This is a genomic window from Acidovorax radicis (genome assembly GCF_020510705.1).
In the GTDB taxonomy this organism is placed as follows: Bacteria; Pseudomonadota; Gammaproteobacteria; order Burkholderiales; family Burkholderiaceae_C; genus Acidovorax; species Acidovorax radicis_A.
Map to the genome: position 1 here is coordinate 2928465 of NZ_CP075184.1, position 25860 is coordinate 2954324.

Annotated in this window: 23 protein-coding genes; 7 read left to right on the forward strand and 16 right to left on the reverse strand. The window is 63.5% G+C overall.

Annotation, left to right across the window (positions count from 1 at the left end; genetic code table 11):
- Positions 1 to 55: 55 nt before the first annotated feature.
- A complete protein-coding gene (locus tag KI609_RS13350) occupies positions 56 to 412 on the forward strand; it encodes a hypothetical protein (RefSeq protein WP_226443937.1) in 357 nt (118 codons plus the stop codon).
- Positions 413 to 468: 56 nt separating this feature from the next.
- Here the strand turns inward: KI609_RS13350 and hrpA are convergent, their stop codons facing one another.
- Positions 469 to 4437 (reverse strand): ATP-dependent RNA helicase HrpA, encoded by a 3969-nt coding sequence (gene hrpA / locus KI609_RS13355; protein ID WP_413463428.1) that lies wholly within the window; start codon positions 4435 to 4437, stop codon positions 469 to 471.
- A 162-nt stretch (positions 4438 to 4599) separates the two neighbouring features.
- Between hrpA and argA the strand changes: the two genes are divergently transcribed.
- Positions 4600 to 5946, forward strand: coding sequence for an amino-acid N-acetyltransferase (gene argA, locus KI609_RS13360; RefSeq protein WP_226443941.1), 1347 nt, complete (start codon positions 4600 to 4602; stop codon positions 5944 to 5946).
- Here the strand turns inward: argA and bla are convergent.
- On the reverse strand, positions 5933 to 6850 hold the full coding sequence (gene bla, locus KI609_RS13365; protein WP_413463319.1) for a class A beta-lactamase: 918 nt from the start codon (positions 6848 to 6850) through the stop codon (positions 5933 to 5935). The two genes, argA and bla, sit on opposite strands and share 14 nt — an antisense overlap.
- Before the next feature lie 102 nt (positions 6851 to 6952).
- On the opposite strand from bla, the gene KI609_RS13370 reads away from it, so the two are divergent.
- A complete protein-coding gene (locus KI609_RS13370; RefSeq protein ID WP_226443943.1) occupies positions 6953 to 7834 on the forward strand; it encodes a LysR family transcriptional regulator in 882 nt (293 codons plus the stop codon).
- 109 nt (positions 7835 to 7943) lie between these two features.
- Here the strand turns inward: KI609_RS13370 and KI609_RS13375 are convergent, their stop codons facing one another.
- Positions 7944 to 9554, reverse strand: a complete 1611-nt coding sequence (locus tag KI609_RS13375) for an HD family phosphohydrolase (RefSeq protein ID WP_226443945.1) — start codon at positions 9552 to 9554, stop codon at positions 7944 to 7946.
- A gap of 98 nt (positions 9555 to 9652) precedes the next feature.
- On the opposite strand from KI609_RS13375, the gene KI609_RS13380 reads away from it, so the two are divergent.
- From KI609_RS13380 to KI609_RS13390, 3 genes are all read left to right on the forward strand, one after another.
- Positions 9653 to 10654: a rhodanese-related sulfurtransferase gene (locus KI609_RS13380; protein ID WP_226443948.1), complete on the forward strand. Its 1002-nt coding sequence runs from the start codon at positions 9653 to 9655 to the stop codon at positions 10652 to 10654.
- Entirely contained in the window at positions 10651 to 11340 is a 690-nt protein-coding gene (locus KI609_RS13385; RefSeq protein ID WP_226443950.1) for a glutathione S-transferase, read from the forward strand. Before KI609_RS13380 ends, KI609_RS13385 begins: the two co-directional genes overlap by 4 nt.
- Positions 11341 to 11598: 258 nt before the next feature.
- A complete protein-coding gene (locus KI609_RS13390; protein ID WP_226443952.1) occupies positions 11599 to 12141 on the forward strand; it encodes a flavin reductase family protein in 543 nt (180 codons plus the stop codon).
- Positions 12142 to 12339: 198 nt separating this feature from the next.
- On the opposite strand, the gene KI609_RS13395 is transcribed toward KI609_RS13390, so the two are convergent.
- From KI609_RS13395 to KI609_RS13430, 8 genes are all read right to left on the reverse strand, one after another.
- The gene (locus KI609_RS13395; protein WP_226450396.1) at positions 12340 to 12876 is read right to left on the reverse strand and encodes a disulfide bond formation protein B; all 537 of its coding nucleotides are present in this window, start codon (positions 12874 to 12876) and stop codon (positions 12340 to 12342) included.
- A gap of 122 nt (positions 12877 to 12998) precedes the next feature.
- Positions 12999 to 14123 (reverse strand): sulfate/molybdate ABC transporter ATP-binding protein, encoded by a 1125-nt coding sequence (locus KI609_RS13400; RefSeq protein WP_226443954.1) that lies wholly within the window; start codon positions 14121 to 14123, stop codon positions 12999 to 13001.
- Positions 14124 to 14136: 13 nt separating this feature from the next.
- Entirely contained in the window at positions 14137 to 15042 is a 906-nt protein-coding gene (cysW, locus tag KI609_RS13405; RefSeq protein WP_226443956.1) for a sulfate ABC transporter permease subunit CysW, read from the reverse strand.
- Positions 15043 to 15181: 139 nt separating this feature from the next.
- Entirely contained in the window at positions 15182 to 16009 is an 828-nt protein-coding gene (gene cysT, locus KI609_RS13410; protein WP_226443958.1) for a sulfate ABC transporter permease subunit CysT, read from the reverse strand.
- A 161-nt stretch (positions 16010 to 16170) separates the two neighbouring features.
- Positions 16171 to 17175 (reverse strand): sulfate ABC transporter substrate-binding protein, encoded by a 1005-nt coding sequence (locus KI609_RS13415; protein WP_226443960.1) that lies wholly within the window; start codon positions 17173 to 17175, stop codon positions 16171 to 16173.
- Positions 17176 to 17430: 255 nt separating this feature from the next.
- Complete coding sequence (locus KI609_RS13420) at positions 17431 to 18012, reverse strand: RBBP9/YdeN family alpha/beta hydrolase (protein WP_226443962.1); 582 nt, start codon at positions 18010 to 18012, stop codon at positions 17431 to 17433.
- A gap of 78 nt (positions 18013 to 18090) precedes the next feature.
- Positions 18091 to 18732 (reverse strand): peroxiredoxin, encoded by a 642-nt coding sequence (locus tag KI609_RS13425; RefSeq protein WP_226443964.1) that lies wholly within the window; start codon positions 18730 to 18732, stop codon positions 18091 to 18093.
- Between the two features lie 296 nt (positions 18733 to 19028).
- The gene (locus tag KI609_RS13430) at positions 19029 to 19976 is read right to left on the reverse strand and encodes a LysR substrate-binding domain-containing protein (protein WP_226443966.1); all 948 of its coding nucleotides are present in this window, start codon (positions 19974 to 19976) and stop codon (positions 19029 to 19031) included.
- A 129-nt stretch (positions 19977 to 20105) separates the two neighbouring features.
- On the opposite strand from KI609_RS13430, the gene KI609_RS13435 reads away from it, so the two are divergent.
- Positions 20106 to 20747: an FMN-dependent NADH-azoreductase gene (locus tag KI609_RS13435; protein ID WP_226443968.1), complete on the forward strand. Its 642-nt coding sequence runs from the start codon at positions 20106 to 20108 to the stop codon at positions 20745 to 20747.
- Positions 20748 to 20926: 179 nt separating this feature from the next.
- Here the strand turns inward: KI609_RS13435 and KI609_RS13440 are convergent, their stop codons facing one another.
- From KI609_RS13440 to KI609_RS13460, 5 genes are all read right to left on the reverse strand, one after another.
- Positions 20927 to 21475 carry an NADPH-dependent FMN reductase gene (locus KI609_RS13440; protein ID WP_226443970.1) on the reverse strand — a complete coding sequence of 183 codons (549 nt, stop codon included), beginning with the start codon at positions 21473 to 21475 and terminating at the stop codon, positions 20927 to 20929.
- Between the two features lie 230 nt (positions 21476 to 21705).
- Positions 21706 to 22506: a MetQ/NlpA family ABC transporter substrate-binding protein gene (locus KI609_RS13445; protein ID WP_226443972.1), complete on the reverse strand. Its 801-nt coding sequence runs from the start codon at positions 22504 to 22506 to the stop codon at positions 21706 to 21708.
- Positions 22507 to 22621: 115 nt separating this feature from the next.
- A complete protein-coding gene (locus tag KI609_RS13450) occupies positions 22622 to 23713 on the reverse strand; it encodes a DUF6817 domain-containing protein (RefSeq protein WP_226443974.1) in 1092 nt (363 codons plus the stop codon).
- A gap of 88 nt (positions 23714 to 23801) precedes the next feature.
- Complete coding sequence (locus tag KI609_RS13455; RefSeq protein ID WP_226443975.1) at positions 23802 to 24629, reverse strand: hypothetical protein; 828 nt, start codon at positions 24627 to 24629, stop codon at positions 23802 to 23804.
- A gap of 73 nt (positions 24630 to 24702) precedes the next feature.
- Entirely contained in the window at positions 24703 to 25842 is a 1140-nt protein-coding gene (locus KI609_RS13460) for a zinc-binding dehydrogenase (protein ID WP_226443976.1), read from the reverse strand.
- Positions 25843 to 25860: the final 18 nt, after the last annotated feature.

Here is a 25860-nt window from a genome sequence, read left to right on the forward strand (position 1 = left end):
TACCATCGTTGCCGACGGTTCCGCTCCCTCTATCTCCACGATACGACTCGACGACATGCTGACTGCCCTTTACTACCTACTGATGCTTTTGGTCGGGGTCTTTTGGTACAGATACGGCCAGAAGTTGCTGCGCCAGGGCCTGCGCGATGAGAACGATGAACTCACCAAGCCACCAGTCGGGCCGGTCGGGTTTGTGGTTATCAGCGGTGTGGCTGCGTACCTTTTGTTTGCGGCCATGCGGGCCTTGGTGCTGCGCGAAATCCCCTGTGTCGGAAAAGGCTGCGCAGGCCAGATTTACACCTTGGCGGAGCATGCGGGTCAGTATTGGGCCAACCTGTTTTTTGTGGTGTGGCTGGTGCTAGCCCTGGGCTACGCGATGTACGTGACGCTCAAGATCTGGTTCAGGCAGTGAGAACGTGTTCACGATCTTAGGCAACACCGTCTTTACCCCGCAGCTCGCTCAGGCCGTCAGCTATTGACCTGCGCCCACAGCTTGTCCAGCCGCTTCACGCTCACCGGCTGCGGCGTGCGCAGCTCTTGCGCAAAAAAGCTCACGCGCAGCTCTTCGAGCAGCCAGCGCAGCTCCTGCATGCGCGCATCCACCGCGCCCTTGCGCTCGGCCACAAGGCGCCAGTAGCGCTGCTCTTGCGGGCGCAGCTCGGCCAGCTTGGCGGCGTCGCGGGCGGGGTCGGCGCGGTATTTGTCCAGCCGCAGGGTGATGGCCTTGAGGTAACGGGCGTAATGGGCCAGCTGCGCCCAGGGTGCCACGGCGATGAAGTTCTTGGGCACCAGGCGTTGCAGTTGCTGCAAAGCATCCGCTGTCGCGTCAGGCGCGTTCTTGGTGTCCTTGATCTTGCGGGCGGCTGCCGCGTATTCGGTGAGGATGGTGGCGGCCAGGCGCGCGACTTCGTTGGCGATCAAGGTCAGGCGCCCTCGCCCTTCTTCCACGCGGCGTTTGAAGTCGAACTCATCGGTGGGCAGTGGGTCGAGCAAGAAGGCGCGGTCCAGCGCCACGTCGATGATCTGGGTGCGCAACTCTTCCTGCGTACCCAGCGGCATGTAGGCCACGGCCATCTTCTGCAGGTCGGGGATGTTCTTTTCAAGGTACTTGAGCGCGTCCTTGATCTGCAGCGCAAACAGACGGCGCAGGCCCGCGCGGTGTTTGGCGGCGGCCACCTCGGGTTCATCGAAGACCTCGATGGTGACGCCATCGCCGCCATCAATCAGCGCCGGGAAGCCCACCAGCGTCTGCCCGCCCTTCTTGATCTCCATGAGCTCAGGCAGCTCACCAAACGTCCAGGTCGTGTAACGCTGGCCTGCCTGGGCCGATGGCGCAGCGCTTGCCGGTTTTGCCGAGACGGGGCTTGCGCCTTTTACTCCTGATTTGATAGCTGCTTGCGCTTTAATATCAAGCGCTGGAGGCATATTTGATTCAGATTTCTCGCTGTGTGCCGCCACAACACCCAACTTGAGCCCTGCCAGCGCCTGGAACGCGCCGCGCGCCTTGGCACCCCATTCGGCCTTGAGGGCGCCCAGGTTGCGGCCATGGCCGAGCTGGCGGCCATGTTCATCGACCACGCGGAAGTTCATGAACAAGTGCGGGCTGAGCATGTCGAGCTTGAAGTCGGCGCGCTTCACATCGAGCGAGGTCTCATCGCGCACCTGCTTGAGCAAAGCGTCCGTCAGGCTGCCGGTGCCAAAACGCTCGGGCGCGTTGAACAGCTCGGCCAGCCGCGTGGCCGATTCAGGCAGCGGCACAAAGCGGCTGCGCGGGCGCTGGTGCAGGCTTTTGAGCAGCGCCTGGATCTTGTCCTTGAGCATGCCGGGCACCAGCCATTCGCAGCGCTCGTCACTCACCTGGTTGAGCACGAAGAGCGGGATGGTCACGGTGATGCCGTCGCGCGCATCGCCGGGCTCGTGCAGGTAGGTGGCGGCGCAGTCCACGCCGCCCAGGCGCACGGTTTTGGGAAACGCGTTGGTGGTGATGCCTGCGGCCTCATGGCGCATCAGCTCGTCGCGGGTGAGCTTGAGCAGGTCGGGTCGCTTTTTACTTTCCTCGCGGTACCAGGCCTCAAAGCTGTGGCCGCTGCACACCTCGGGCGGCAGTTGCTGGTCGTAGAAGGCGTAGATGAGTTCGTCGTCCACCAGCACGTCCTGGCGGCGCGACTTGTGCTCCAGCTCTTCGACCTTGGCAATGAGCTTCTGGTTGGCGGCCAGGAAGGGCAGCTTGGTCTCCCAGTTGCTGCCGACCAGGGCCTCGCGGATGAAGATCTCGCGTGCGGCGTAGGGATCGACCTTGCCGAAGTTCACACGGCGGTTGTTGTAGACCACGATGCCATACAGCGTGGCGCGCTCCAGCGCCACCACCTCGGCCGACTTCTTTTCCCAGTGCGGATCCAGCAGCTGCTTCTTCAGCAAGTGCCCGCCCATCTGCTCCAGCCACTGCGGCTCGATGGCGGCGATGCCTCGGCCAAACAGGCGCGTGGTTTCCACCAGCTCCGACGCGATGATCCAGCGCCCGGGCTTCTTGTTCAGGTGCGCACCGGGGTGTTTGTAGAACTTGATGCCCCGCGCGCCCAGGTACCAGTCTTCCTCGTCGCCCTTGGCGCCCACGTTGCCCAGCAGCCCGGCCAGCATGGACAGGTGCAGTTGCTCATAGCTCGCAGGCTGGGTGTTGATCTGCCACTTGTGCTCGGTCACCACGGTGAGCAGCTGGGTGTGGATGTCGCGCCACTCGCGCAGGCGGCGGATGCTGATGAAGTTCTGGCGCAGCAGCTGCTCGTACTGGCGGTTGCTCAGCTTGTGGGTAGCGGCTGGGGCGGCAGTGGATGGGGCAGGCGCTGCCGCAGGGCTGCCACCGCCACTGCGTTGTGCCACGGGCAAAAATGCCTGTGATGGCGCCTTGTGCGCGGCCATGGCCTTCTGCGCGCGGGCCGACGGCAGGCTGGGTGCCCCGCCACGGGCCTCGTTGATCCACTTCCACAGCTTGAGGTAGCCGCTGAACTCGCTCTTGTCGTCGTCGAACTTGGCGTGTGCCTGGTCGGCCTGCTGCTGGGCTTCCAGCGGCCGGTCGCGCACGTCCTGCACGCTCAGGGCACTGGCAATCACCAGCACCTCTTCCAGCGCCTTGCGGTCGCGCGCCTCGATGATCATGCGGCCCACGCGGGGGTCGAGCGGCAGGCGCGACAGCTCCGTGCCCATGGGGGTCAGCTCGTTGGCATCGTCCACCGCACCCAGCTCGGCCAGCAACTGATAGCCGTCGGCAATCGCACGGCCCGAGGGGGCCTCGATGAACGGGAACTGCACCACATCGCCCAGGTGCAGCGACTTCATGCGCAGGATGACGCCTGCCAAAGACGAACGCAGGATTTCCGGGTCGGTAAAACGCGGGCGGCCGTTGAAGTCGGCCTCGTCGTACAGGCGGATGCAGATGCCGTTGGCCACCCGGCCGCAGCGGCCCGCACGCTGGTTGGCGGCGGCCTGGCTGATGGGCTCCACCAGCAGCTGCTCCACCTTGCTGCGGAAGCTGTAGCGCTTCACGCGCGCTGTGCCTGCGTCAATCACGTAGCGAATGCCAGGCACGGTGAGCGAGGTCTCGGCCACGTTGGTGGCCAGCACGATGCGGCGGCCGGTGTGGCCATCAAAGATGCGGTCCTGCTCGGCCTGACTGAGGCGCGCAAACAGCGGCAGCACCTCGGCATTGCGCATCACGGGCTGGTGCGAGAGGTGCTTGCGAAGGTGGTCGGCCGCTTCGCGGATTTCGCGCTCGCCAGGCAGAAAGACGAGGATGTCGCCCGCCGCATTGCCCTGCCAGAGTTCGTCCACGCCATCGGCAATGGCATCGTTCAGGCCGTAGTCGCGGCTGTCTTCAAACGGGCGATAGCGCTGCTCCACCGGGAAGGTGCGGCCCGACACCATGATGACCGGCGCTGGCCCCTTGGCGCTCTCGAAATGCTTGGCGAACCGGTCGGCATCGATGGTGGCCGACGTGACGATGACCTTGAGGTCCGGTCGGCGCGGAAGGATCTGGCGGATGTAACCCAGCAGGAAGTCGATGTTGAGGCTGCGTTCGTGCGCCTCGTCGATGATGATGGTGTCGTAATTCTTGAGCAGAGGGTCGGTCTGCGTCTCGGCCAGCAAGATGCCGTCGGTCATGAGCTTGACGGAGGCATCGCGGCTGAGGCGGTCCTGGAACCGCACTTTGAAGCCCACCACGTCCCCCAGTGGCGTTTTCAGCTCTTCGGCAATGCGCTTGGCCACGCTGCTGGCGGCAATGCGGCGCGGCTGGGTGTGGCCAATCAGCTGACCTTTCTGTCCCGGCTTGGCATTGCATTTGCCCCGGCCCAGCGCCAGTGCAATCTTGGGCAACTGCGTGGTCTTGCCCGAGCCGGTTTCGCCGCACACGATGATGACCTGGTGCTGGGTGATGGCCTCCATGATCTCGTCGCGTCGCAGAGAGACGGGCAGGGATTCGGGAAACTCGATGTGCAGGGGAGAGGAAGCGGTGGACGCGGTCAAAGCAGAAACTTCGTAGAGAATCGCGAATTATCCCAGCCCTTGCTGTTCCCCTCACTTCTCCCGACCGCCACCCTGCCGCACATGTCTGCTGTCTTCAATTTCACCTTCGTCCCCTGGTTTCGCTCGGTGGCGCCCTACATCCACAAGTTTCGCAACCAGACCTTTGTGATCGGTCTCACGGGTGAAGCGATTGCGGCAGGCAAGCTGCAAAACATTGCGCAAGACTTGGCGCTGATCCAGGCGATGGGCGTGCGCATTGTGCTGGTGCATGGTTTTCGCCCGCAGGTGAATGAGCAATTGGCCGCCAAAGGCCATGCCGCGCGGTATTCGCATGGCATCCGCATCACCGACTCCGTGGCGCTGGACTGTGCCCAGGAGGCGGCGGGCCAGTTGCGCTACGAGATCGAAGCCGCCTTCAGCCAGGGGCTGCCCAACACCCCCATGGCGGGCGCCACGGTGCGTGTGATTTCGGGCAACTTCCTCACGGCGCGGCCCGTGGGCATTGTGGACGGGGTGGATTTCCAGCATTCGGGGCTGGTGCGCAAGGTGGACGTGGGCGGTATCCAGCGTTCGCTGGACATGGGTGCCATGGTGTTGTTGTCGCCCTTTGGGTTTTCGCCCACGGGCGAGGCGTTCAACCTCAACATGGAAGAGGTCGCCACCAGCGTGGCGATCGAGCTGCGGGCCGACAAACTGATCTTTCTGAGCGAAGTGCAAGGCATCCGCATGGACCCGAGCCAGCCCGAAAGCGAGGACAACCCCATCGACACCGAGCTGCCCCTGGCAGCGGCGCAGGCCCTGCTGGCGAGCCTGCCACCTCCGCAGCGCCCCACCGACACGGGGTTTTACCTGCAGCATTGCGTCAAAGCCTGCAAGGCGGGCGTGGAACGCAGCCACATCCTGCCGTTTGCGGTAGATGGCTCGCTGCTGCTGGAGGTGTATGTGCACGACGGCATCGGCACGATGGTCATCGACGAGAAGCTCGAAGAACTGCGCGAGGCCACCATTGACGATGTGGGCGGCATTCTGCAACTGATCGAGCCGTTTGAAAAAGACGGCACCCTCGTCAAACGCGACCGCACCGAGATCGAGCGCGACATCGCCTCGTACACCATCATCGAACACGATGGCGTGATCTTTGGCTGCGCCGCGCTCTACCCCTATGCCGAGGCCAGGACGGCGGAGATGGCCGCCGTGACCGTGTCGCCACAAAGCCAGGGCACGGGCGACGGGGAGAAGCTGCTCAAGCGCATCGAGCAGCGCGCCCGCGCCGCCGGGCTCGACAGCATCTTTGTGCTGACCACCCGCACCATGCACTGGTTCATCAAACGCGGCTTTCAGCCCGTGGACCCCGACTGGTTGCCCGATGCGCGAAAGCGCAAATACAACTGGGATCGGCGCAGCCAGGTGCTGGTCAAAAAGCTCTGAACGTTTCGCGCGCAGCGGCCACGGCGCGCGCCACCTGGGCGATGGCGGCGTCCCGCTGCTCGCCTGACGCCGTGGAGCGCGTGAGGTAACAGGTCACCAGCACCGGTGCACCGCCGCCCTGCGGCCACAGCACGCCGATGTCGTTGGCCGTGCCGCTGTCGCCCGCCGTGCCCGTCTTGTCGCCCACCTTCCAGCCTGGTACACCGGCGCGCAGGCGCTTGTCGCCCGTGCTCGTTTCCACCAGCCAACGCTGCAACAAGGTGCGCGATGGGGAAGTCAGCGCATCGCCCAACACCAGTTTTTGCATGGTCTGCAGCATGGCCTGCGGCGTCGTGGTGTCGCGGGGGTCGCCCACCCGGACTTCGTTCAGCGTGGGCTCATTGCGGTCCAGCCGGGTGGTGCTGTCGCCCAGTGAGCGGACAAAGGCCGTGAACCCCGTCGGCCCGCCGTGGCGCGCCAGCAGCACGTTGGCGGCGGTGTTGTCGCTCAGGCTCACCGTGGCAGCGCAGAGTTCAGCCACCGTCAGTCCGCCGCCGTCACCGGCGCGCGGACCGCTCACGGGCGAGTACTCCACCACGGCATCGCGGCCATACAACACGCGGGCGTCCAGCCGCTCCTTGCCCTGGTCCACCAGCGCCAGCATCCAGCCCGCCAGCACCAGCTTGAAGGTGCTGGCCATGGCAAAACGCTCGTCCTGGCGCCAGCCCAGTGCCAGGCCCGACCCCGTGTCCAGCATGGCCACGCCCAGACGGCCCTGGGCATGGCGTTCGATGTCGGTCAGCGCCGCGTGCCACTGGCGGGCAGCTTGGTCACGGCCCATGGCATTGCCGGCAGCGGCGCAACCCCACAACGGCAGCGCCGCTGCAGCCGTCAAACCCAAGGAAAACTGTCGTCTTTGCATCATAAATTCCGGTGAATTGAAAGAAGTCCAGACGATACGAGGCCTCAGCCCTCAGCACCATCGACAATAATTGCCGCCAGCCCCAAGAAAAACTTATACCAGCCCATGCACCTGCCACTCAATGCCCTGCGCGCATTCGAGGCCTCGGCGCGCCATCTGAACCTCACGCGGGCGGCTGAAGAGCTGCATGTGACGCAGACCGCCGTGAGCCAGCACATCCGCAAGCTCGAAGAGCGCCTGGGCAAGCCGCTGTTCCGCCGGCTGCCGCGCGGGCTCGCGTTAACAGACGAAGGACAGGCACTGCTGCCGGTGGTGGCTGAATCGTTCGCCAACCTGGCGCGCGCCCTGGAAAAACTGGGCGACGCCCGCCCGCGCGAGGTGCTGACCGTGGGCGCCGTGGGCACCTTTGCCGTGGGCTGGCTGCTGCCCCGGCTGCGCGACTTCCAGCAGGCCTGCCCGTTTGTGGACCTGCGCCTGCTCACGCACAACAACCGGGTGGACATGGCCGGTGAAGGGTTGGACTACGCGATCCGTTTTGGCGACGGTGCCTGGCACGGCACCCATGCCGAGTGCATCCTTCGGGCCCCGCTCTCCGCCATGTGCTCCCCCGCCCTGGCGCAGGGCTTGCAGCACCCGGCGGACCTGGCCCGCCTGCCACTGCTGCGCAGCTATCGCGCGGATGAATGGGCCGCCTGGTTTGAGGCTGCGGGCCTGCCCTGCCCCGTGCTGCGCGGCGCCGTGTTCGACTCATCCCTCACCCTGGCCGAAGCGGCCGTGCAAGGTGCGGGGGTGGCGCTGCTGCCGGTGGCGCTGTTCATGCGCGAACTGCAACAAGGGCGGCTCGTACGGCCGTTTGCCCAAGAGTTGCACCACGGTGCGTATTGGCTCACGCGGCTGCAGTCGCGCAGCGAATCGGCCGCGATGGGGGCCTTTCAGCAGTGGCTGCACGCACAGGCCAATCCGCATGCCTACACGCAGCGCCTGTGACGGGTTCTGCAGCCATTTGAATCAAATAAGCCGCTAGCGCTTTATACACAAGCGCTAGCAGCTACATATTCGATAGCAAACACTGCATACACCGCAGACGCTGCCACCCCTACGGCGACAGATCGCGCTGTGATGGGTCCAGAAACGCCTGCGCATAGCGCAGGTGCACCCCCTCAGACACGAACACGTCAAACAGGTCGGGGTCGACGTGGCCGTTGTCTCGCATGCGGCGCATGATGGCCAGCGCCTCTGACAAGGTCATGCCACTCTTGTACGGCCGGTCTGCCGCCGTGAGCGCCTCGAAGATATCAGCGATACCCATCATGCGGGCCTGCTGCGACATCTGGTCGCGCGTGAGGCCGCGCGGGTAGCCCTTGCCGTCCATGCGCTCGTGGTGGCCGCCCGCGTATTCGGGCACGTTCTTGAGGTGGCGGGGCCAGGGCAGCGTCTCCAGCATCTTGATGGTGGCGACGATGTGGTAGTTGATGGTGTCGCGCTCGGCCTGGTTGAGGGTGCCTGAACGAATGGTGAGGTTCTCCACTTCTTCTGCCGTGAGAAAGCTGGTCTGCACGCCCTGGGGGTTGCGCCAGTGGCGCGTGGCGGCAATGTCGCGCACCCGTTGCTGGTCTTCGGGCCGCATGGCCTCGGTGCCGGTGTTGCAGCGGCGCAGAAACTCGCGGTCGTCCTGCAGCGCCTGGATCTCCTGGTGCATGCCGTGCAACTCTCGCCCCTCGGCGCGTGCATCCACCACCGGCCGCAGCGCCAGCTGGCGGCGCAGTGCGGCCAGTTCGGCATCGCGCTTGAGCACTTCGAATCGGGTGTCCACCAGACCGATGCGGTCAAAAATCGTCTGCAATTTGGTGGCCTTGTCCACCACATGCACAGGTGTGGTGATCTTGCCGCAGTCGTGCAGCAGGCCTGCCATCTTGAGCTCGTGGCGGTCGCGGTCCGTCATGCGAAAGCTGGCAAGCGGCCCGTGCTCAACGGCATGGGCCGCCTCTGCAAGCATCATGGTGAGCGCAGGCACGCGCTGGCAATGCCCGCCGGTGTAGGGGGATTTTTCGTCAATTGCCAGATTGATGAGGTTCACGAACGATTCGAACAGGCGCTCGAGTTGCGTGATCAGCAAGCGGTTGGTGAGCGCTATGGCCGCCTGCGAGGCCAGCGACTCCGCCAGGCTCTGGTCGGCCTCGGAAAAAACGGTGACATCGCCCGTGTCGGCGTCGCGCGCATTGATGAGCTGCAGCACCCCGATCAATTCGTGGTCGTGATTTCTCATCGGCACCGTGAGAAAGGACTGCGAGCGGTAACCGCTGCGCACGTCAAACGCCCGTGTGCCCGAAAAATCGAATCCCTCGGCGCGATAAGCGTCTGCAATATTCACCGTGCGGTCATGGATGGCGGCATGGGCGGCCACCAGCGAGTCATTGGGTGTCCCATCGGCATGGCGCAGCGGCAAGTTCGGAAAATCAACGGGCTTGCCCGTGGTGCCGCCCAGGCGGATACCAAGCGAGTCGGTGCGCAGAATCTCGAACTTGAGCGCCGACTGGTCTTCGGTCACGCTGTAGAGCGTGCCCCCGTCCGCGCCCGTGATGGCCTTGGCCGCTTCGAGAATGTTCTCCAGCAGCCGGTCGATGTCCCGCTCACGCGAGAGCGCCGCACCAATGCCATTGAGCTGCTCCAGCCGGCGAAACAGATTGAGAGTGGATTCCTTGCTCATACAACCACCTTGGGTACAGCGTTGGCAAGCCCGCATCGTAACGAAAGGTGATCGCTATCATCCCCCTCTCACTATCCGCTATCCAACCCGCCCATTTCGTGGACTCGGTCACCTCCCCATTTCTCACCGTTGCCCTTTATCAGTTTGTCGACCTGCCCGACTGCGCTGCCTTGCGCGCACCGCTGCAGGCACTGTGCGACGCGAACGGCGTGCGCGGCATGCTGCTGCTGGCGCCCGAGGGCATCAACGGCACCATCGCGGGCGAGCCTGCCGCAGTCCATGCGGTGCTCGCCTGGCTGCGCAGCGATGGGCGCTTTGCCGCCCTGCAGCACAAAGAGGCGTATGCCGAGCGCATGCCGTTCTATCGCATGCGTGTGCGGCTCAAGCGCGAGATCGTCACCCTGGGCGTGCCGGGCCTGAACCCCGCGCGCAACGCGGGCACCTACGTGAAGCCCGAGGACTGGAACGCGCTCATCGACGACCCGGATGTGGTGGTGGTGGACACGCGCAACGACTACGAGGTGGGCATCGGCACGTTCGAGCACGCGATCAACCCGCACACCCAGAGCTTTGCTGAGTTTCCGGCCTGGGTCGATCAGCAATCGCAACCGGGCGGCGTTCTGGCCGACAAGCCGCGCGTGGCCATGTTCTGCACGGGCGGCATCCGCTGCGAAAAGTCCACCGCCTTCCTCAAATCGCGAGGCTTTGACGAGGTGTGCCACCTGGAAGGCGGCATCCTCAAATACCTCGAGACCGTGCCCGAAGAAGCCAGCCGATGGCACGGCGACTGCTTCGTGTTCGACGAACGCGTGTCGGTGGGCCATGGCCTGGTGCCAGGCCACCACCAACTGTGCCGCTCCTGCCGCATGCCGCTGGGCACCGCCGAGCTGGCATCGCCGCACTATGTGGCCGGCGTGAGCTGTCCCTATTGCCACGGCACGCGCACACCCGAGCAAGAACGCGCACTGGCCGAACGCGAGCGGCAGATGGAGCTGGCTGCCCAGCGCGGGCAAGAACACATCGGCGCGCGGCAACCGGGCAACCCGGTGCGGGCCGCCGCCAGGGACGATGAAGGGAGTAGCGAGGGCGAGTCCCCATGAACGCCCTGCCCGTTCTCTATTCCTTTCGCCGCTGCCCATACGCCATGCGCGCGCGGCTGGCGCTGGCCGCGAGCGGCCAGGTCTGCGAATTGCGCGAGGTGGTACTAAGAAACAAACCCCAAGGCCTGCTTGAAGCCTCCCCCAAGGGGACGGTGCCCGTGCTGGTGCTCCCGGATGGGCAGGTGCTGGAGCAGAGTCTGGACATCATGCGATGGGCATTGGCCCGGCACGACCCTGTGGGCTGGCTGACGCCCAGCGAAGGCACTGAAGCCGCCATGCTGGCACTGATCGCCGAGTGTGATGGCCCTTTCAAACAGGCGCTGGATCGCTGCAAATACCCCAGCCGCTACCCCGAGGCCGACGCCATCCAGGCCCGCGCTCAGGCGGTGCAATGGCTGCTGGGGCTGGAGACGCGGCTGTCCCTGCGCCCCTCTCCCTTTCTGTTTGGCGGCCACGCAGCCCTCGCAGACATGGCGATCGCCCCCTTCGTGCGGCAGTTTGCAGGCATTGACGCCACGTGGTGGGGCGCCCAGCCCTGGCCGCGCCTGCAGGCCTGGCTGGCGCAGTGGCAGGCGAGCAGCCTGTTCGATAGCGTGATGCACAAGCTGCCCGCATGGGCGGATGGCACCGAGGGCGTGCTGTTTCCGCCCGTCGAAGGGGTTTTCGCGCCAGGTGGCAACGCCTGAAGCCCGCTCTGAACGCCCCTGCAGCTGCTTTGATGCAAAGCCGGGCGTAACTGGCCGACTGGGGGCTAGACTTGCGTTGCCAGCCAGGGGCGGTCACCCCAAAAAACGCCGTCTAGCCGCCCCTCGCGTTGCCCGTATGCGTGCACACGTGCATGCGGGCATGCGGGCATGCGGGCATGCGGGCATATTGCGCGTCGAGGGCAGCGCCATTGAGCGATGCAGCGCGCTTGCTTGGCAAGAACTACTGAAGGAGTTCGCATGCAGCAGATGGCCCTGAACAAGGCTTTCACCCTGATGGAACCAGGGCCTGTGGTCCTCGTGACAACCGGTGATGGATACAACAACAACATCATGACCATCTCCTGGACCATGGTGATGGATTTCACCCCGGTGTTTGCCATCACCACGGGGGCATGGAATTACTCTTTCGCGGCGCTGCGAAAGCATCGGGAATGCGTCATTGCCATCCCCACCGTCGACCTACTGGACAAGGTAGTTGGCATAGGGACATGCTCGGGGGCGGATACAGACAAGTTTGCCAAGTTTGATCTCACGCCCGTGCAGGCCAAGCTCGTCAGGCCCCCCTTGATTCAGGAGTGCCTCGCCAACATGGAGTGCAAGGTCATCGACTTCATTGATAAACACCATATTGTTGTGTTGGAAGCGGTTGCCGCATACATCGACCCCACACGCAAGGAGACGCGCACGGTGCACGCGGTGGGTGATGGAACCTTCATCGTTGATGGGCGCAAGATCGACCGCAAGAAGATGATGGCCTCCAAGCTTCCGCCGGGCGTTTAGAACGTGAACACGTTCTCAGCGCTCATAGGCCACATCCATGGGCTCGAGTCGGCCCGCTGCAGCCGATCAGGGCAACCAGACGGCGCCACCCCATCCCGGGATTCGCGCGCACTCTCGCTGGCTCCGAACCGCCTGAAGAAATAAAAAAAAGGCGCTCCAAAGAGCGCCTTTAGCGAGGTCTGCGGCGAGCCAGGGGCGTCAAGCCACCGAGAAACCCGAGCCTGCCCGGCTGCTGCCCTTCAACGCACGCACCAACAGCACCAGCAACACCATGCCAAAACCGATAAAGCAGACAAACGACCAGTTGGCAATCGAGCCCCCGAGGAAGGTCCAGTCAATCGCCGTGCAGTCACCCGAGCCCCGGAAGATCATGGGGACGGCGCGGCTGATGGGGTAGTTTTCGATCATGCCGTAGAAGTCACGGCCACAGGTGGCGATCTCGGGCGGATACCACTGCAGCCAGCTCTGGCGGGCCGCCACGAAGGCGCCGAACCCGGCAGTGAGCACGGCCAGCACCGCCCAAGACATCCACCAGCCTTTTTGACCTCTAGCGCTTGCCATGCCTGTGAAGACCGCTACACCAATGAGCGCATAGCGCTGCACGATGCACATGGGGCAAGGCTCCAGGCCCACCACATGCTGCAGGTACATGCCAAAAACCAGCATGGCCACGCAGGCCACGCTGATGAGCGCGAGCACGCGTCGCGGGGCCTGATCGATCCAGTTCAACACCATCATTCTTATCCCTCATCCAATAGCTATTGCAAACGGTGCAGCCTTCGAAACGGGCGCGGCCCATGCCAGTCCACCGGATGCGTCCCCCTCGGGGGGAAAACGCAAAGTGGCTCAGGGGGGAGTCAAATCCCGGCGGCCTGATCCAGAAAAACCCGGGCGCGGCGAGGTGTCACCACCAGCGTTTCGCCCTCCCTGAAGCCCATTTCCTTGAATTGTTGCGCAGGAATCTGCGCCTCAATCAATTGGTCTGCGGACACATTGTCCGCTGGTTGGTGATCGCGCACCGCAATTAGTTCCAGCCGCGCAATCGGCCCCACCACAATGGCACGGGTGAGCTGGGCCACGATGCCACGCGGGCGCCCCTGGGCGTCCTGGTCGGCCCCGGGCGAATAGCGCTCTACCTCCAGATCGTGCGGGCGCACGTAGGCAAAGGCTTTGGCGTTTTGTGCCTGGCTGTGTTCGGGCGAGTCGATCTGCACACCTTCCATGTGCACCATCCCCTCGTGCGCACGGCCGTGAAACAGGTTCACGTCCCCCAGAAATCCATACACAAAGGGACTCGCAGGCTGGTCCCACACCTGCTGGGGCGAGCCGGTCTGTTCGATGCGGCCCTGGTTGATCACCACCACGCGGTCGGCCACCTCCAGCGCTTCCTCCTGGTCGTGGGTCACGAAGATGCTGGTCACATGCAGCTCGTCGTGCAGGCGGCGCAGCCAGCGGCGCAGCTCTTTGCGCACCTTGGCGTCGAGCGCGCCAAAGGGTTCATCGAGCAGCAGCACCTTGGGTTCCACCGCCAAGGCGCGGGCCAGTGCAATACGCTGGCGCTGGCCGCCCGACAGCTGCGCGGGGTGGCGCTCTGCCAGCCAGTCGAGCTGCACCAGCTTGAGCAGGTCCATCACCTTCTGCTTGATCTGCGCCTCGCTCGGGCGCTCGCCACGGGGCTTCACGCGCAGGCCGAAGGCCACGTTCTCAAACACGGTCATGTGGCGAAACAGCGCATAGTGCTGAAACACAAACCCCACCCCCCGGTCGCGCACATGCACGTCGGTGGTGTCTTCGCCGCTGAAATGGATGGTGCCCACGTCGGCCGTCTCCAGGCCGGCAATGATGCGCAGCAGTGTGGTTTTGCCGCAGCCAGAGGGGCCAAGCAGCGCGATCAGCTCGCCCGAGGCGATATCAAGGCTCACGTCGCGCAGCGCGTGAAAGTCGCCAAACTGCTTGCTGACGTTCCGAATTTCGATGCTCATGGTGTTTTTTCCTTCAACGCGCGGGCGTTGCAACGGTGGGCGCGGGGCGCTCCGGGGGCAGTTCGGCCGCAGCCTTCATTTCCTGCTCGTTGCGCCACTCGGCGATCGACTTGATGACCAGCGTGACCAGCGCCAGCAAGGCCAGCAGCGATGCGGCGGCAAATGCAGCCACGGATTGGTACTCGTTGTAGAGGATCTCGACATGCAACGGAATGGTGTTGGTCTGACCCCGGATATGGCCTGAAACGACGGACACCGCGCCGAATTCGCCCATGGCCCGCGCGTTGCACAAGATCACGCCATACAGCAACCCCCACTTGATGTTGGGCAGCGTGACGTGCCAGAAGGTCTGCCAACCGGTGGCCCCCAGCACGATGGCGGCCTGCTCCTCGTCATTGCCCTGGGCCTGCATCAGCGGGATCAGCTCGCGCGCGATGAACGGGAAGGTCACGAAGATGGTGGCCAGCACGATGCCCGGCACGGCAAAGACGATCTTGATGTCGTGCGCCTGCAGCCAGGGGCCAAACCAGCCATTGGCACCAAACATCAGCACATACACCAGCCCGGCCACCACGGGGGACACCGAGAACGGCAAATCCACCAGCGTGGTCAAAAAGGCCTTGCCCTTGAACTCGTATTTGGCAATGCACCACGCAGCGGCCACGCCAAACACCAGGTTCAGCGGCACGGCAATCAGCGCGGTGATCAGCGTGAGCTTGATGGCCGACCACGCGTCGGGCTCACGCAGGCCGTCGAGATACGCACCAAAGCCCTTGCGCAGCGCCTCGGCAAACACGGCGGCCAGCGGCAGCACCAGAAACAGCAGCATGAATGCCAGCGCGATGGCGATCAACGTGTAGCGCACCCAGGGGGCCTCGGTGGTTCCAGCCCGCGCACGGCGAACAGTACGGGTATTCATATCAGCCTTCCATGGCGCATTGCGATCGAAGCTGGCGCGGCCCAGACCAGTGCACCCGTGGAACTGGCTCTGCCAGGCCACCGGGTGCGTCCCCCTCCCAAAGGAGAGGGGGAAGGCGCGAAGCGACTCAAGGGGTGTTTCATGACTTCCGGCGCTGCCAGGCCTGCAGCGCGTTGATGACCAGCAGCAGAATGAACGAGATGATCAGCATGACCACCGCCACGGCGGTAGCGCCCGCGTAGTCGTACTGCTCCAGCTTGCCGATGATGATGAGCGGCGTGATTTCAGACACCATGGGCATGTTGCCTGCGATGAAGATGACCGAACCATATTCACCCACCGCCCGTGCAAAAGCCATGGCAAAGCCCGTGAGCAAGGCAGGAGTGATGGACGGCAGGATGACCTTGGTGAAGGTTTGCCAGCGGGTGGCACCAAGGCAGGTGGCCGCCTCTTCGAGCTCTTTTTCAGAGTCTTCGAGCACGGGCTGCACCGTGCGCACCACAAACGGCAGGCCGATGAAGATCAACGCGATAACGATGCCGGCCGGCTTGAAGGCCAGCTGAATCCCCAGTGGCTCCAGATACTGGCCGACCCAGCCATTGCCCGCCAGCAAGGCCGTCAGCGAGATACCGGCCACGGCGGTGGGCAGCGCAAACGGCAGGTCCACCAACGCGTCCACGATCTTCTTGCCCGGGAACTTGTAGCGCACCAGCACCCAGGCGATCAGCAGGCCAAACACCAGGTTGACCAGCGCCGCAAGAAACGACGCGCCAAAAGTGAGCCGGTACGAAGCAAGCACCCGCGGCGCACTGATGGCTGCCCAGAACTGCTCCCAGGTCAGCGTGAAGGTCTTGAAGACCAGTGCTGACAACGGGATCAGGACGATGATGCTCAAGTAAAAGAGCGTGTAGCCCAGCGTCAGCCCGAAGCCGGGCAGCACCCTCTTCGCGCTCTTATTTCGATTCATAGCAAACTATTTTTCCGGGTAACGCTAAAAACTGACGCGGCCCAGGCCAGGGCCACCGTGCAAGGGCCGCCCCGCCGCACGGGTGGCGTCCCCCTTCCCGAATTGCGCAGCGATTCGAGACAAGGGGGAAGGCGCGCAGCGCCTCAGGGGGTTGTTCACTACTACTTGGCGCCAGGCGTGTAGAGCTTGTCGAACTGGCCGCCATCATTGAAGTGCACTTTTTGCGCTTCGGTCAGCGAGCCGAAATACTTGGCCACCGTGAACTGCTTGAGCGGCTTGAAGGTGCCGGCGTATTTCTTGAGCACGGCTTCCGAGCGGGGGCGGATGGCGTGCTTGGCCGCGATCTCTTGCGCCTCTTCGGAGTACAGGTAGTCCAGATAAGCCTTGGCCAGCTGGGCGGTGCCCTTCTTGGCCACGGTGCGCTCCACCACGGCCACGGGGTTCTCGGCCACCACGCTCACCGAGGGATAGATCGCATCGACCTTGCCCGCGCCAAACTCGCGGTTGATGGATACCACTTCGGACTCAAAAGTGATCAGCACGTCGCCCTGGTTGCGCTGCAGGAAGGTCGCTGTCGCATCGCGCCCACCCTTGGCCAGCACGGGCACGTTCTTGTAGAGCTTGCCCACAAACTCGGCCGCCTGCGCTTCGGTGCCGCCCTTTTCGCGCACCGCGCCCCAGGCCGCCAGGTAGGCATAGCGGCCGTTGCCGCCGGTCTTGGGGTTCACCACAATCACTTGAACACCGGGCTTGATGAGGTCTTCCCAGTCCTTGATGTTCTTGGGGTTGCCATTGCGCACCAGGAACAACATGGTGGAGGTGGTGGGCGATGCGTCGTTGGGAAACTTCTTGGCCCAGTCTTTCGCCACCACGCCGTTGTCAGCGAGGAACTGCACGTCGGTGGTGGTGTTCATGGTGACCACGTCGGCCGCCAGTCCATCATTGACGGCACGCGCCTGGGCGCTGGAGCCGGCATGCGACTGGTCGATCTTTATGTCCTGGCCTGTGGTCTTCTTGTAGTGCGCGACGAAGGCGGTGTTGTAGTCCTTGTAGAACTCGCGCGCCACGTCATACGAAACATTCAACAGCGAATTTTGCGCAGCCGCCATGCCGCTGGCGGCCAGTGCGACTGAGGCCAAAAGGGTTTTGAGCTTCAAAGAATTCATGGTGGCTGGTCTTTAGAGGTACGGAAGATGCTCCATTGTGTGGAGCACATGCTTAAAACTCAAAAGAATATATTCTTGTTAAATAATCATTTTTTTGAATATAGAAAATTGAGCCGCATTTTTTGCCCCGCTTTTTAGCAGATTGCCGTGGGTGGTTTTATGCCCACATTTAAGGCAATATCAGGCTGCAGCGCTTATGCATCAAGCGCAAACAGCTATCATTAAAATAGCACCCCTCGGCACCATGGCACCACCTCAGGAGCCAACCGTATCAGCCACACCGCGATGGGATGGCAGCGTCTGCGGGCCGGGCATGCCTCCCAGCGACTGCAGCAGGGCCCAGCCCAGCGGCCATTCGCCGTGGCCGGAGTCGATGTTGATATGGCCTGCGTTCTGCATGCGCACAAACTCGCTGCCCCAGGCGCGCGCATAGGCACCGGCGAGGCGGATGGGGCAATACGGGTCGTTGCTGCTGGCCACCACGATGGAGCGGTAGGGCAGCGCGGCACAAGGCACGGGGGCAAAGTCGCTCAGGATGGCGCGGCGCTCCGGGTCGGCAGGGGCCACAAGCAGCGCACCACATACACGGGCCGCCGCTTCGGGGCCCATGTGGGTGGTGGCCATACAGCCCAGGCTGTGCGCCACGATGACCACCGGGTTCGGTGCGGCCAACACGGTTTTCTCGAGCTGGCTCACCCAGGCGGCGCGCGTGGGCGTGATCCAGTCGTCCTGCACCACGCGACTGGCATGGGGCATGCGCTCAGCCCACAGACTTTGCCAGTGGCCGGGGCCGGAGTCGCGCCAGCCGGGCACGATGATGACGGAGGGGGTGGTCACAGTTTTAAAAAAAGGGCTGCCATCCACGGCACGGCCGATGGCAATACCGCTCTGCTTTCCGTGGGCTGGGTGGTTGGCTCACTTGTTCGGCTGGGGCGTGATGCGCAGATAGGGGCGCAAGGCCTTGAACCCCTTGGGGAAACGCTGCGCGATCTCGGCCGGGTCTTGCAGGCTGGGCACGATGATCACGTCGTCCCCATCGCGCCAGTTGGCGGGCGTTGCCACCTTGTGGCTGTCGGTGAGCTGCAGCGAGTCGATCACGCGCAGGATCTCGTCAAAATTGCGCCCCGTGCTGGCCGGGTAGGTGAACGTGGTGCGGATGCGTTTTTGCGGGTCGATGATGAACACGCTGCGCACCGTCACGGTGGTCGATGCGTTGGGGTGGATCATGTCGTACAGGTCGGCCACCTTTTTGTCCGCATCGGCCAGGATGGGGAAGTTGACGGTGGTGTTCTGCGTGTCGTTGATGTCGCCCACCCAGCGGTTGTGCGAATCGACAGGGTCCACGCTCACGGCGATGGGCTTGACGTTACGGCGGGCAAATTCGCTGGCCAAGGCGGCGGTTTTGCCAAGCTCGGTGGTGCACACGGGCGTGAAGTCGGCGGGGTGCGAGAACAGCACCACCCACGAATCGCCGGCCCACTCATGAAAGTGGATGGGGCCGGCGGTGGAGTCCTGCGTGAAGTCGGGGGCGGTGTCGCCAAGGCGGAGAGTCGTCATACAAAAAACCCCTTGCGGATTGCGGTAAGGGCATTCTGCGGCGCCGTCTTTAAAACCCAAACAAATATATCGTTTTTATTTAATCGCCAAAACATCTAAAGACCGCTATGAATGCGCTTCCCGAATCAAGCGGAAAGCGTGCGCTGCGGATCGGGATGGGCTGAGCAGAACCGCATGGCTTCCAGTGCCGGGAGAGGGGCACAGCCACGCAGGGTCCCCTTCTTGCACGCTATCGAGTTGCCACAAACAGGCCCGGCGGTGCGCCGATGCCCCCACAGGGGCGCAAGGTTGGCCGGTCAGATGTCTGCGCCACCCACACCCTGGAGGGCAAGCCTTGTGCTCAAGCTGCTGCGCCCGGGCATGGCCTCGCCCAGGTAGTCCAGGAACCGCCGCACCGCAGGCGACAGGCCCCGGCGCGACGGGAACACCGCATGCACGATGGCAGGTGCCGGCGCCCAGGCGGGCAACACGCGCACCAGCCGGCGCTCGCGCATTTCGTCTTGGCACATGTAGTCAGGCATCCAGCACATGCCGGTGCCGGCCACGGCCGCGATCTTGAGCGTGAGCAGATCATCGGCCACATACCGCGGGGTGTGGTGCACCACCTGGTGCACACCGCCAGGGCCGATCAGGTTCCAGGTAGAGCGGCCATCGGGTGCCGACATGGCAATGCTGTCGATGCGCGCCAGGTCTTCCAGGGTCTCGGGGGTGCCTTGCCGCATGAGCAGATCGGGGCTGGCCACGAGGATCTGCGTGGCATGGTCCAGCCGCTTGACCACCATGCTCCCGCTGTCGTCCACCGAGGGGCGCACGCGCAGCGCCACATCAATGCCCTCCTCCACCAGATTCACCGCGCGGTTGGTCACAAGCATCTCGATCCGCACCTCTTTGTAGGTGGCGAGAAACTGCGGCATCAGATCGGCCACCACGGTTTGTGCCAGTGTTACTGCGCAACTCACGCGCACGGTGCCACGTGGGGTCGTCTGCACCTGGGCCACGGTGTCAGCAGCGGCCTGGGCCGATTCGCGCATGGCCTGGCAGTGGCGCAGATAGGCCTCGCCCACCTCGGTCAGGGACAGCTTGCGCGTGGTGCGCTGCAACAGCCGCACGCCCAGCTGCGTTTCCAGCTCGGACACCCGCCGCGACAGGCGCGACTTGGGAATGCCCAGCGCCCGGCCTGCAGCGGCAAAACCGCCCCGCTCCACCACTTCGGCGAAATACAGCATGTCATTGAGGTCTTGCATAGGGAGCATTGTTCTATGGATAGAACAATCTATCGCAATTTTGCTGGCTTATCAACAAAACGACATCTAACCACAATTGACCCCATGGCCACACGTGGTGGCTCCCTTACAACCCCCCCGGAGAACCTCATGCAACTGCTTCACATCGATTCCGCCATCACCGGTGCCAATTCCGTTTCGCGTCAGCTGACCGCACAGATCGTGGCCGCCTATCAGGCCAACCACCCCGGCACCCAGGTCAGCTACCTCGACCTGGTGGCCAATGCCCCCGCCCACTTCACCATGGACGCGATGGCACCCCGCACCGGCCAGACCGATGGCCTGAGCGAAGCACAAAAGCGCGAAAACGCAGTGTCCGAGCAACTGGTAAGCCAGTTCCTGGCGGCTGATGTGGTCGTGATCGGCGCCCCGTTCTACAACTTCAGCATCCCGACCCAGCTCAAGGCCTGGATCGACCGCATCGCCCAGCCTGGCCGCACGTTCCACTACACCGCCAACGGCCCCGAAGGCCTGGCCAAGGGCAAGACGGTCATCATCGCCTCCACCCGCGGCGGCGTGTACTCCACCAGCGAAGGTGGCCAGGCGATGGAACACCAGGAAAGCTACCTGAAGGTCGTGCTGGGCTTCTTCGGCGTGACCGACGTGCGTTTTGTGCGCGCTGAAGGCGTGGCCATGGGCGACGCCGCCAAGGCCGCCGCACTGGAGAGCGCCACCCAGGCCATCCGCAGCCAGGCCGCCGCCAACCAGGCCCAGGCCACGCAAGCGGCTTGATTCAGTGAGTGACACCCAGGGCGCCCCAGGCACCCTGCGTTGTCTTTTCGCTCTCGCCATGTAAAAAGCCCGGACTTGCGCCGGGCTTTTCATTTTTCGACCTCATTTTGATAAAAACACGCTGTAGCGCCCGTCTATAAAGCGCGAGCAGCTATCGATCCAGTAGCAACTGAATCAGATCAGTTGTGCTTCTTGACCCAGTCCACGTATTTGGTCACCCAGGCTCGCAGAAACTCGCGGCTGGCGGCACCAATGCTGCCATCGGCATCAAACAAGCCATCCTTGGCATGAATGAAACCTTCGGGCTGGCCCAGCGTGGGCATGTCCAGGTAGGCCAGCACGTTGCGCAGATGCTGCTGCGACATCGCCGTGCCAATGGCGCCCACCGACGCACCAATCACCCCCGCAGGCTTGCCAGCCCAGGCGCTTTGGCCATAAGGGCGCGAAGCGTGGTCAATGGCGTTTTTGAGCACGCCCGGAATCGAGCGGTTGTATTCAGCGGTCACAAACAGCACGCCCTGCGCCGCCTTGATCTCGCCCTTCAGGCGCACCACCGAAGCCGCTTGCTGGCCATCGTCGTCCTGGTTGTAGAGCGGCAAGTCGTCGATGCGCAGCTGGGTGAATTTCACATCCGGCGGCGCCAGGCGTGCCAGCCCGGTGGCCAGCTGGCGGTTGAAAGAATCCTTGCGCAGGCTGCCGACGATGACGGCGATGTTGAGCTGGGCCATGGTGAAACTCCTTGGTAGTCAATGAGGTGCAAGCCCGCAGGACCGCGACGGGGCCTTGAAAATACGGGCCTCCCTATCGTAGGCCTCCCATATGACGCCATCAAGCGGCAGCGGCTCCGTGCGCACCCATCGCGGGGTATACCGAAGCACTTTACTATCAAAAAAATAGCTGCTGGCGCTTTATACACAAGCGCCAGCAGCCGTTTTTATCTAAATAACCCCCGGCGAAATCAGAACCCGGGCAGCACCGACCCCTTGAATTCCGTCTGGATGAACTGGCGCACTTCTTCCGAGTGGTAGGCCTTCACCAGCTTGGCCACCCAGGGCTTGTCCTTGTCGGCTTCGCGCACAGCGATCAGATTGACATAGGGGCTCTTGGCGTTTTCTTGTGCAATCGCGTCCTTGCCAGGGTTCAGGCCCGCCGACAGCGCGAAGTTGGTGTTGATGGCCGAGGCGTCCAGGTCGTCCAGCGAACGGGGCAGCTGGGCGGCGTCCAGCTCCACAAACTTGAGCTTCTTGGGGTTGCTCACCACGTCCAGCGGCGTGGCCTTGAGGCCGGCGCCGTCACGCAGCTTGATCAGGCCCTTGTCCTGCAGCACCAGCAGCACGCGGCCGCCGTTGGTGGGGTCGTTGGGGATGCCGAACTTGGCGCCTTCCTTCAGGTCTTCGAGCTTCTTGACCTTCTTGGAATACAGGCCGATGGGGAAGTTGACGGTGTAGCCCGCAGACACCAGCTTGTAGCCACGGTCCTTGACCTGGGCGTCCAGGTAGGGCTTGTGCTGGTAGCTGTTGGCATCGAGGTCGCCCGCCGACAACGCAGCATTGGGCTGCACGTAATCGCTGAATTCAACGACCTGGATCTTGAGGCCGTCCTTCTCGGCGACCTTCTTGACCACTTCGAAAATCTGCGCGTGGGGGCCACCGGTCACGCCCACCTTGATGGGCTTGTCTTGCGCCAGCACGCCGGTCGAAAAGCCAGCGGCCAAGGCCAGGGCGAGAGTGGTTTGCAGCAGCAGCGAGCGTTTGTTCACGAAAGGCACCTTTGGATAAGAGATGTTTCACATCCTAGGGTTTCACCGATAAAACACAAACGAATAGGTTTTCATGTCCTTACAACCTATTCGAATAACGATTGTGTTTCGGCGTTCATTGTCCCCGCAGGGCGACGTTGTTCAGCTTGTCCAGCCGTTCCGGCCAGGTGCCCTCCACCGTGGCGCCCTGCAACAAGATGCGCGTCCAGGCCACCCAGGCGTCCCATTGCACGCGCTTGTCCCACGAGTTGCCCCAGGCGCTGAACAGGTGCAGCGCACTCTCGGCAGCGGCCTTGGCGTCGTCCTTGCGGCCGGCCGACAGATACAACTGCGCCAGTACCATCTGCGGCTCACCCACCCAGGGGTTGTGGCGCACGGCGCTCTCCAGCACGCCGGTGGCCACGTCCAGGTCCACCAGGGGCTGGTCTTGCTGGATCACCGACCAATACAGCGACGTGGCCGCCGCCTCGTTGGCCGCCGACAGGTGTTGCGTGCAGTGGTCAAAAACGGGTGGCATGGGCAGCAGGCCCTTCAGGCCCGGGTGCTGCAGCGCCTTGGCCAGCCCATTGATCTGGTGCACCATGCGCCCCGTCGGCCGCATGGGCCCGGGCCACAGCGACGCGGCCCAGTGGGCCTTCTGGTTGCGGTGCTGCACGTCCGGAAAGCGCGAGAAGATGTCGTCCTGCCAGCTGAACCATTGCTCGATGGTGTCGGCCATGCTCACGATGATGAAGGTGGCCACCTCGTACGGCGTGAGCACATGGTCCTGCCCGTCTTTTTGTAGCACCAGGCTGCCATCGGCCTCCAGCGCATGGGCCAGCACGCGCTGCACAAACTGCGTGCGCGACTGGGTGCAGAACAGGTACACCAGGTGCTCGGCCGACCCACCCACCATCTCGCGCACCCGGGCGCGCTCCTTGGCGGGGTCGAACTTCACCAGGTCCACAAATGCATTGCCGTACACGCTGTGCAGCAGCCCCAGCAGGCGCACGTCACGCGGCTGCTGCCACACCGTCAGCGTGCGCGTCACGCCCACCAGGTGGTGGCGAAACGTGCCCGCCTTGTGCCAGTCCTGCCCCACATTGCGCGCCAGCACCGTGGGCAACACGGGGGCAAGGTCTGGGTCACGGGTCAGCCACTCGTCGTCCAGCAGCGGCTGCGCGCGGGCGAACAGGTCAGCGTCCAGGGGGTGAAACGGCAGGGTCATGGTGTCTTGTCTCCGGCATTGGTAGGGATCAGAAAGCAGAAATGCAATGTACACACAGTAAGTATCGGCATTCCTGGGGCTGCACGGCTTAACGACTTGGCCGGTACGGAGGCCGGGCGCCAAGCTTCCACGTGCCGTTATCTTTTTCCATGTAATCCGATTGGCTCATGGACGCGCCCCCTGCCAGAAAGACTTCAGACTCCACCTCGACGCCCTTCGCCTCGGCTTTGAACCTGGTGATTTGCACTCGTCGAACCTTCGCGTGCATAGACTCATAGGTGCGGCAAATCATGTCATCTGACGCCCCAAGATTTTCGGCAAGTGCATCCCACGAGTTCCTGGTCATGAGTCCTTTGAAGTCTGCACACTTCTTGCCGGTCCAAAAGCGCGTTACGACGTCGGCCATGTGAGCCTTGTCTTCCTCGGAGACGGCCATCGGCTCCGGTTTGGGCGGCGTCGATGGTGTCGACGTCGAGACCTCTGGGGGCGGTGGGTTGTCTCGCAATTGCTGCGGTGTGCTTTGGTCCGCAGCCTGGAGGCTATTGCGCTCTTCATTGCCAACGGCGCGAGGACCGCGCTGGGCCGGTGGCTGCGGCTTTGGCGCCCAAGTGCCATCTCGCAGTGCAGCCATTTGAGAGTCGTACCAAGTAGACACGCATCGGGCATCTTGGCATTGGGCTTGGACCTCCTGCTTCTTCTGATGGTCAATTTGAGCAATCGCCCTGCTTGCCTCGGGATTGGCTCTGCGCAATTGCATCAGCATGTTCTCGTACGTTGCCTTTTGCTGCTTGATGACCGGGTCTTTGCACGCCATGTTGTCAGCAACGTTGCGATAGGCAGAGCAGTCAAATGTCTGACTGAACGAATAAACAGGCAACGCCACAAGCGTTGCGGTAGCGAGAAGTTTGAGGGTCATTTGCAGATCAAACAAAAGTTCTGGTCGAGTCCAAATCCGCCAACAATGCATGGCACAAAGTTGGGGCACACAATCACAGCGACGGATCAATCAACACCTTCGCCCCCGTATTGCGCGGCCCATAGAACGCAATGGCATCGGCGCTCAAAGCCCCCGCCAGCGACACCGTGCGTGCGTAGTGGCTGGCAAACGTGGTCTTGAGTTCGGCGGCCACACGATCGCGCAGTGCCTGCGCAGCCGCGTCGCCGATCTTGTTCAGGAACGGGAACAACAGCCACCCGCCCACGCCCCAGGCCATGCCAAAGGTGCGCTGGATTTCGGTGGGGCGCGTGTCCAGGTGGCCATACAGATACACCTGCTTGTGCACGGCCGAGCCGTAGCGGCTGTACTCCTTGGCTGTGCGGTTGATGGCGGCCTCCATGCACTGCAGGATCTGCCCAGCCAGCGTGCCGCCGCCTGTGGCATCAAATGCAATGGTGGCCCCGGTGGCGGCCAGCGCGTCGGTCAGCTCGGCCATGAAGGTGGGCGCGCTGCTGTCGCACACATACTGGGCCCCCATGCTGCGCAGCAGCGCGGCCTGCTCGGGCTTGCGCACGATGTTGACCAGGCCAATGCCGTCCTTCTGGCAGATCTTGTGGAGCATCTGGCCCAGGTTGCTGGCGGCTGCGGTGTGCACCAGCGCGGTGTGGCCCTCGCGCTTCATGGTCTCGACCATGCTCAATGCGGTCAGCGGGTTGACGAAACACGACGCGCCCTCCGCCGCCGTGGTGCCGGGTGGCAGCACCAGGCACTGCGCGGCAGGCATGGCGCGGTATTGCGCATACATGGCGCCGCCAATCACGGCCACCGTGCGGCCCAGCAGGGCCTGCGCGGCGGGCGAGGCACCCGCGGCCACCACCAGCCCGGCGCCCTCGTTGCCCACCGGCATGCTCTGGCCAATGCGCGCAGCCATGCCGGGCATGGCGCGCTCGGGGATGCGGGCGGTGGCCACCGGCCGGTCTGGGCTGCCCGACACCTGCACGGTGGACAGATCAGCGGGGCCCAGCAGCAGACCAATGTCAGACGGATTGATGGGCGTGGCCTGCACCTGGATCAACACCTCGTCAGGCCCCGGGGTGGGCACGGGCACAGACTCCAGACTGATTTGCAAGGTGCCGTCGGCCTGCACAAGCGAACGCAGTTGGAGCGCGGTGGTTGGGATGGATGGGTTCATGGGGGACTCGCAGTGGGA

Coding starts and splice junctions, on each gene's coding strand:
- KI609_RS13460 (WP_226443976.1), bottom strand. CDS start 25,842: ATGAACCCATCCATCCCAACCACCGCGCTCCAACTGCGTTCGCTTGTG.
- KI609_RS13385 (WP_226443950.1), top strand. CDS start 10,651: ATGAACGCCCTGCCCGTTCTCTATTCCTTTCGCCGCTGCCCATACGCC.
- KI609_RS13375 (WP_226443945.1), bottom strand. CDS start 9,554: ATGAGCAAGGAATCCACTCTCAATCTGTTTCGCCGGCTGGAGCAGCTC.
- KI609_RS13425 (WP_226443964.1), bottom strand. CDS start 18,732: ATGACGACTCTCCGCCTTGGCGACACCGCCCCCGACTTCACGCAGGAC.
- KI609_RS13415 (WP_226443960.1), bottom strand. CDS start 17,175: ATGAATTCTTTGAAGCTCAAAACCCTTTTGGCCTCAGTCGCACTGGCC.
- KI609_RS13440 (WP_226443970.1), bottom strand. CDS start 21,475: ATGGCCCAGCTCAACATCGCCGTCATCGTCGGCAGCCTGCGCAAGGAT.
- bla (WP_413463319.1), bottom strand. CDS start 6,850: ATGATGCAAAGACGACAGTTTTCCTTGGGTTTGACGGCTGCAGCGGCG.
- KI609_RS13350 (WP_226443937.1), top strand. CDS start 56: ATGCTGACTGCCCTTTACTACCTACTGATGCTTTTGGTCGGGGTCTTT.
- KI609_RS13435 (WP_226443968.1), top strand. CDS start 20,106: ATGCAACTGCTTCACATCGATTCCGCCATCACCGGTGCCAATTCCGTT.
- KI609_RS13430 (WP_226443966.1), bottom strand. CDS start 19,976: ATGCAAGACCTCAATGACATGCTGTATTTCGCCGAAGTGGTGGAGCGG.
- argA (WP_226443941.1), top strand. CDS start 4,600: ATGTCTGCTGTCTTCAATTTCACCTTCGTCCCCTGGTTTCGCTCGGTG.
- cysW (WP_226443956.1), bottom strand. CDS start 15,042: ATGAATACCCGTACTGTTCGCCGTGCGCGGGCTGGAACCACCGAGGCC.
- cysT (WP_226443958.1), bottom strand. CDS start 16,009: ATGAATCGAAATAAGAGCGCGAAGAGGGTGCTGCCCGGCTTCGGGCTG.
- KI609_RS13450 (WP_226443974.1), bottom strand. CDS start 23,713: ATGACCCTGCCGTTTCACCCCCTGGACGCTGACCTGTTCGCCCGCGCG.
- KI609_RS13455 (WP_226443975.1), bottom strand. CDS start 24,629: ATGACCCTCAAACTTCTCGCTACCGCAACGCTTGTGGCGTTGCCTGTT.
- KI609_RS13370 (WP_226443943.1), top strand. CDS start 6,953: ATGCACCTGCCACTCAATGCCCTGCGCGCATTCGAGGCCTCGGCGCGC.
- KI609_RS13400 (WP_226443954.1), bottom strand. CDS start 14,123: ATGAGCATCGAAATTCGGAACGTCAGCAAGCAGTTTGGCGACTTTCAC.
- KI609_RS13390 (WP_226443952.1), top strand. CDS start 11,599: ATGCAGCAGATGGCCCTGAACAAGGCTTTCACCCTGATGGAACCAGGG.
- hrpA (WP_413463428.1), bottom strand. CDS start 4,437: ATGGAGGCCATCACCCAGCACCAGGTCATCATCGTGTGCGGCGAAACC.
- KI609_RS13395 (WP_226450396.1), bottom strand. CDS start 12,876: ATGGTGTTGAACTGGATCGATCAGGCCCCGCGACGCGTGCTCGCGCTC.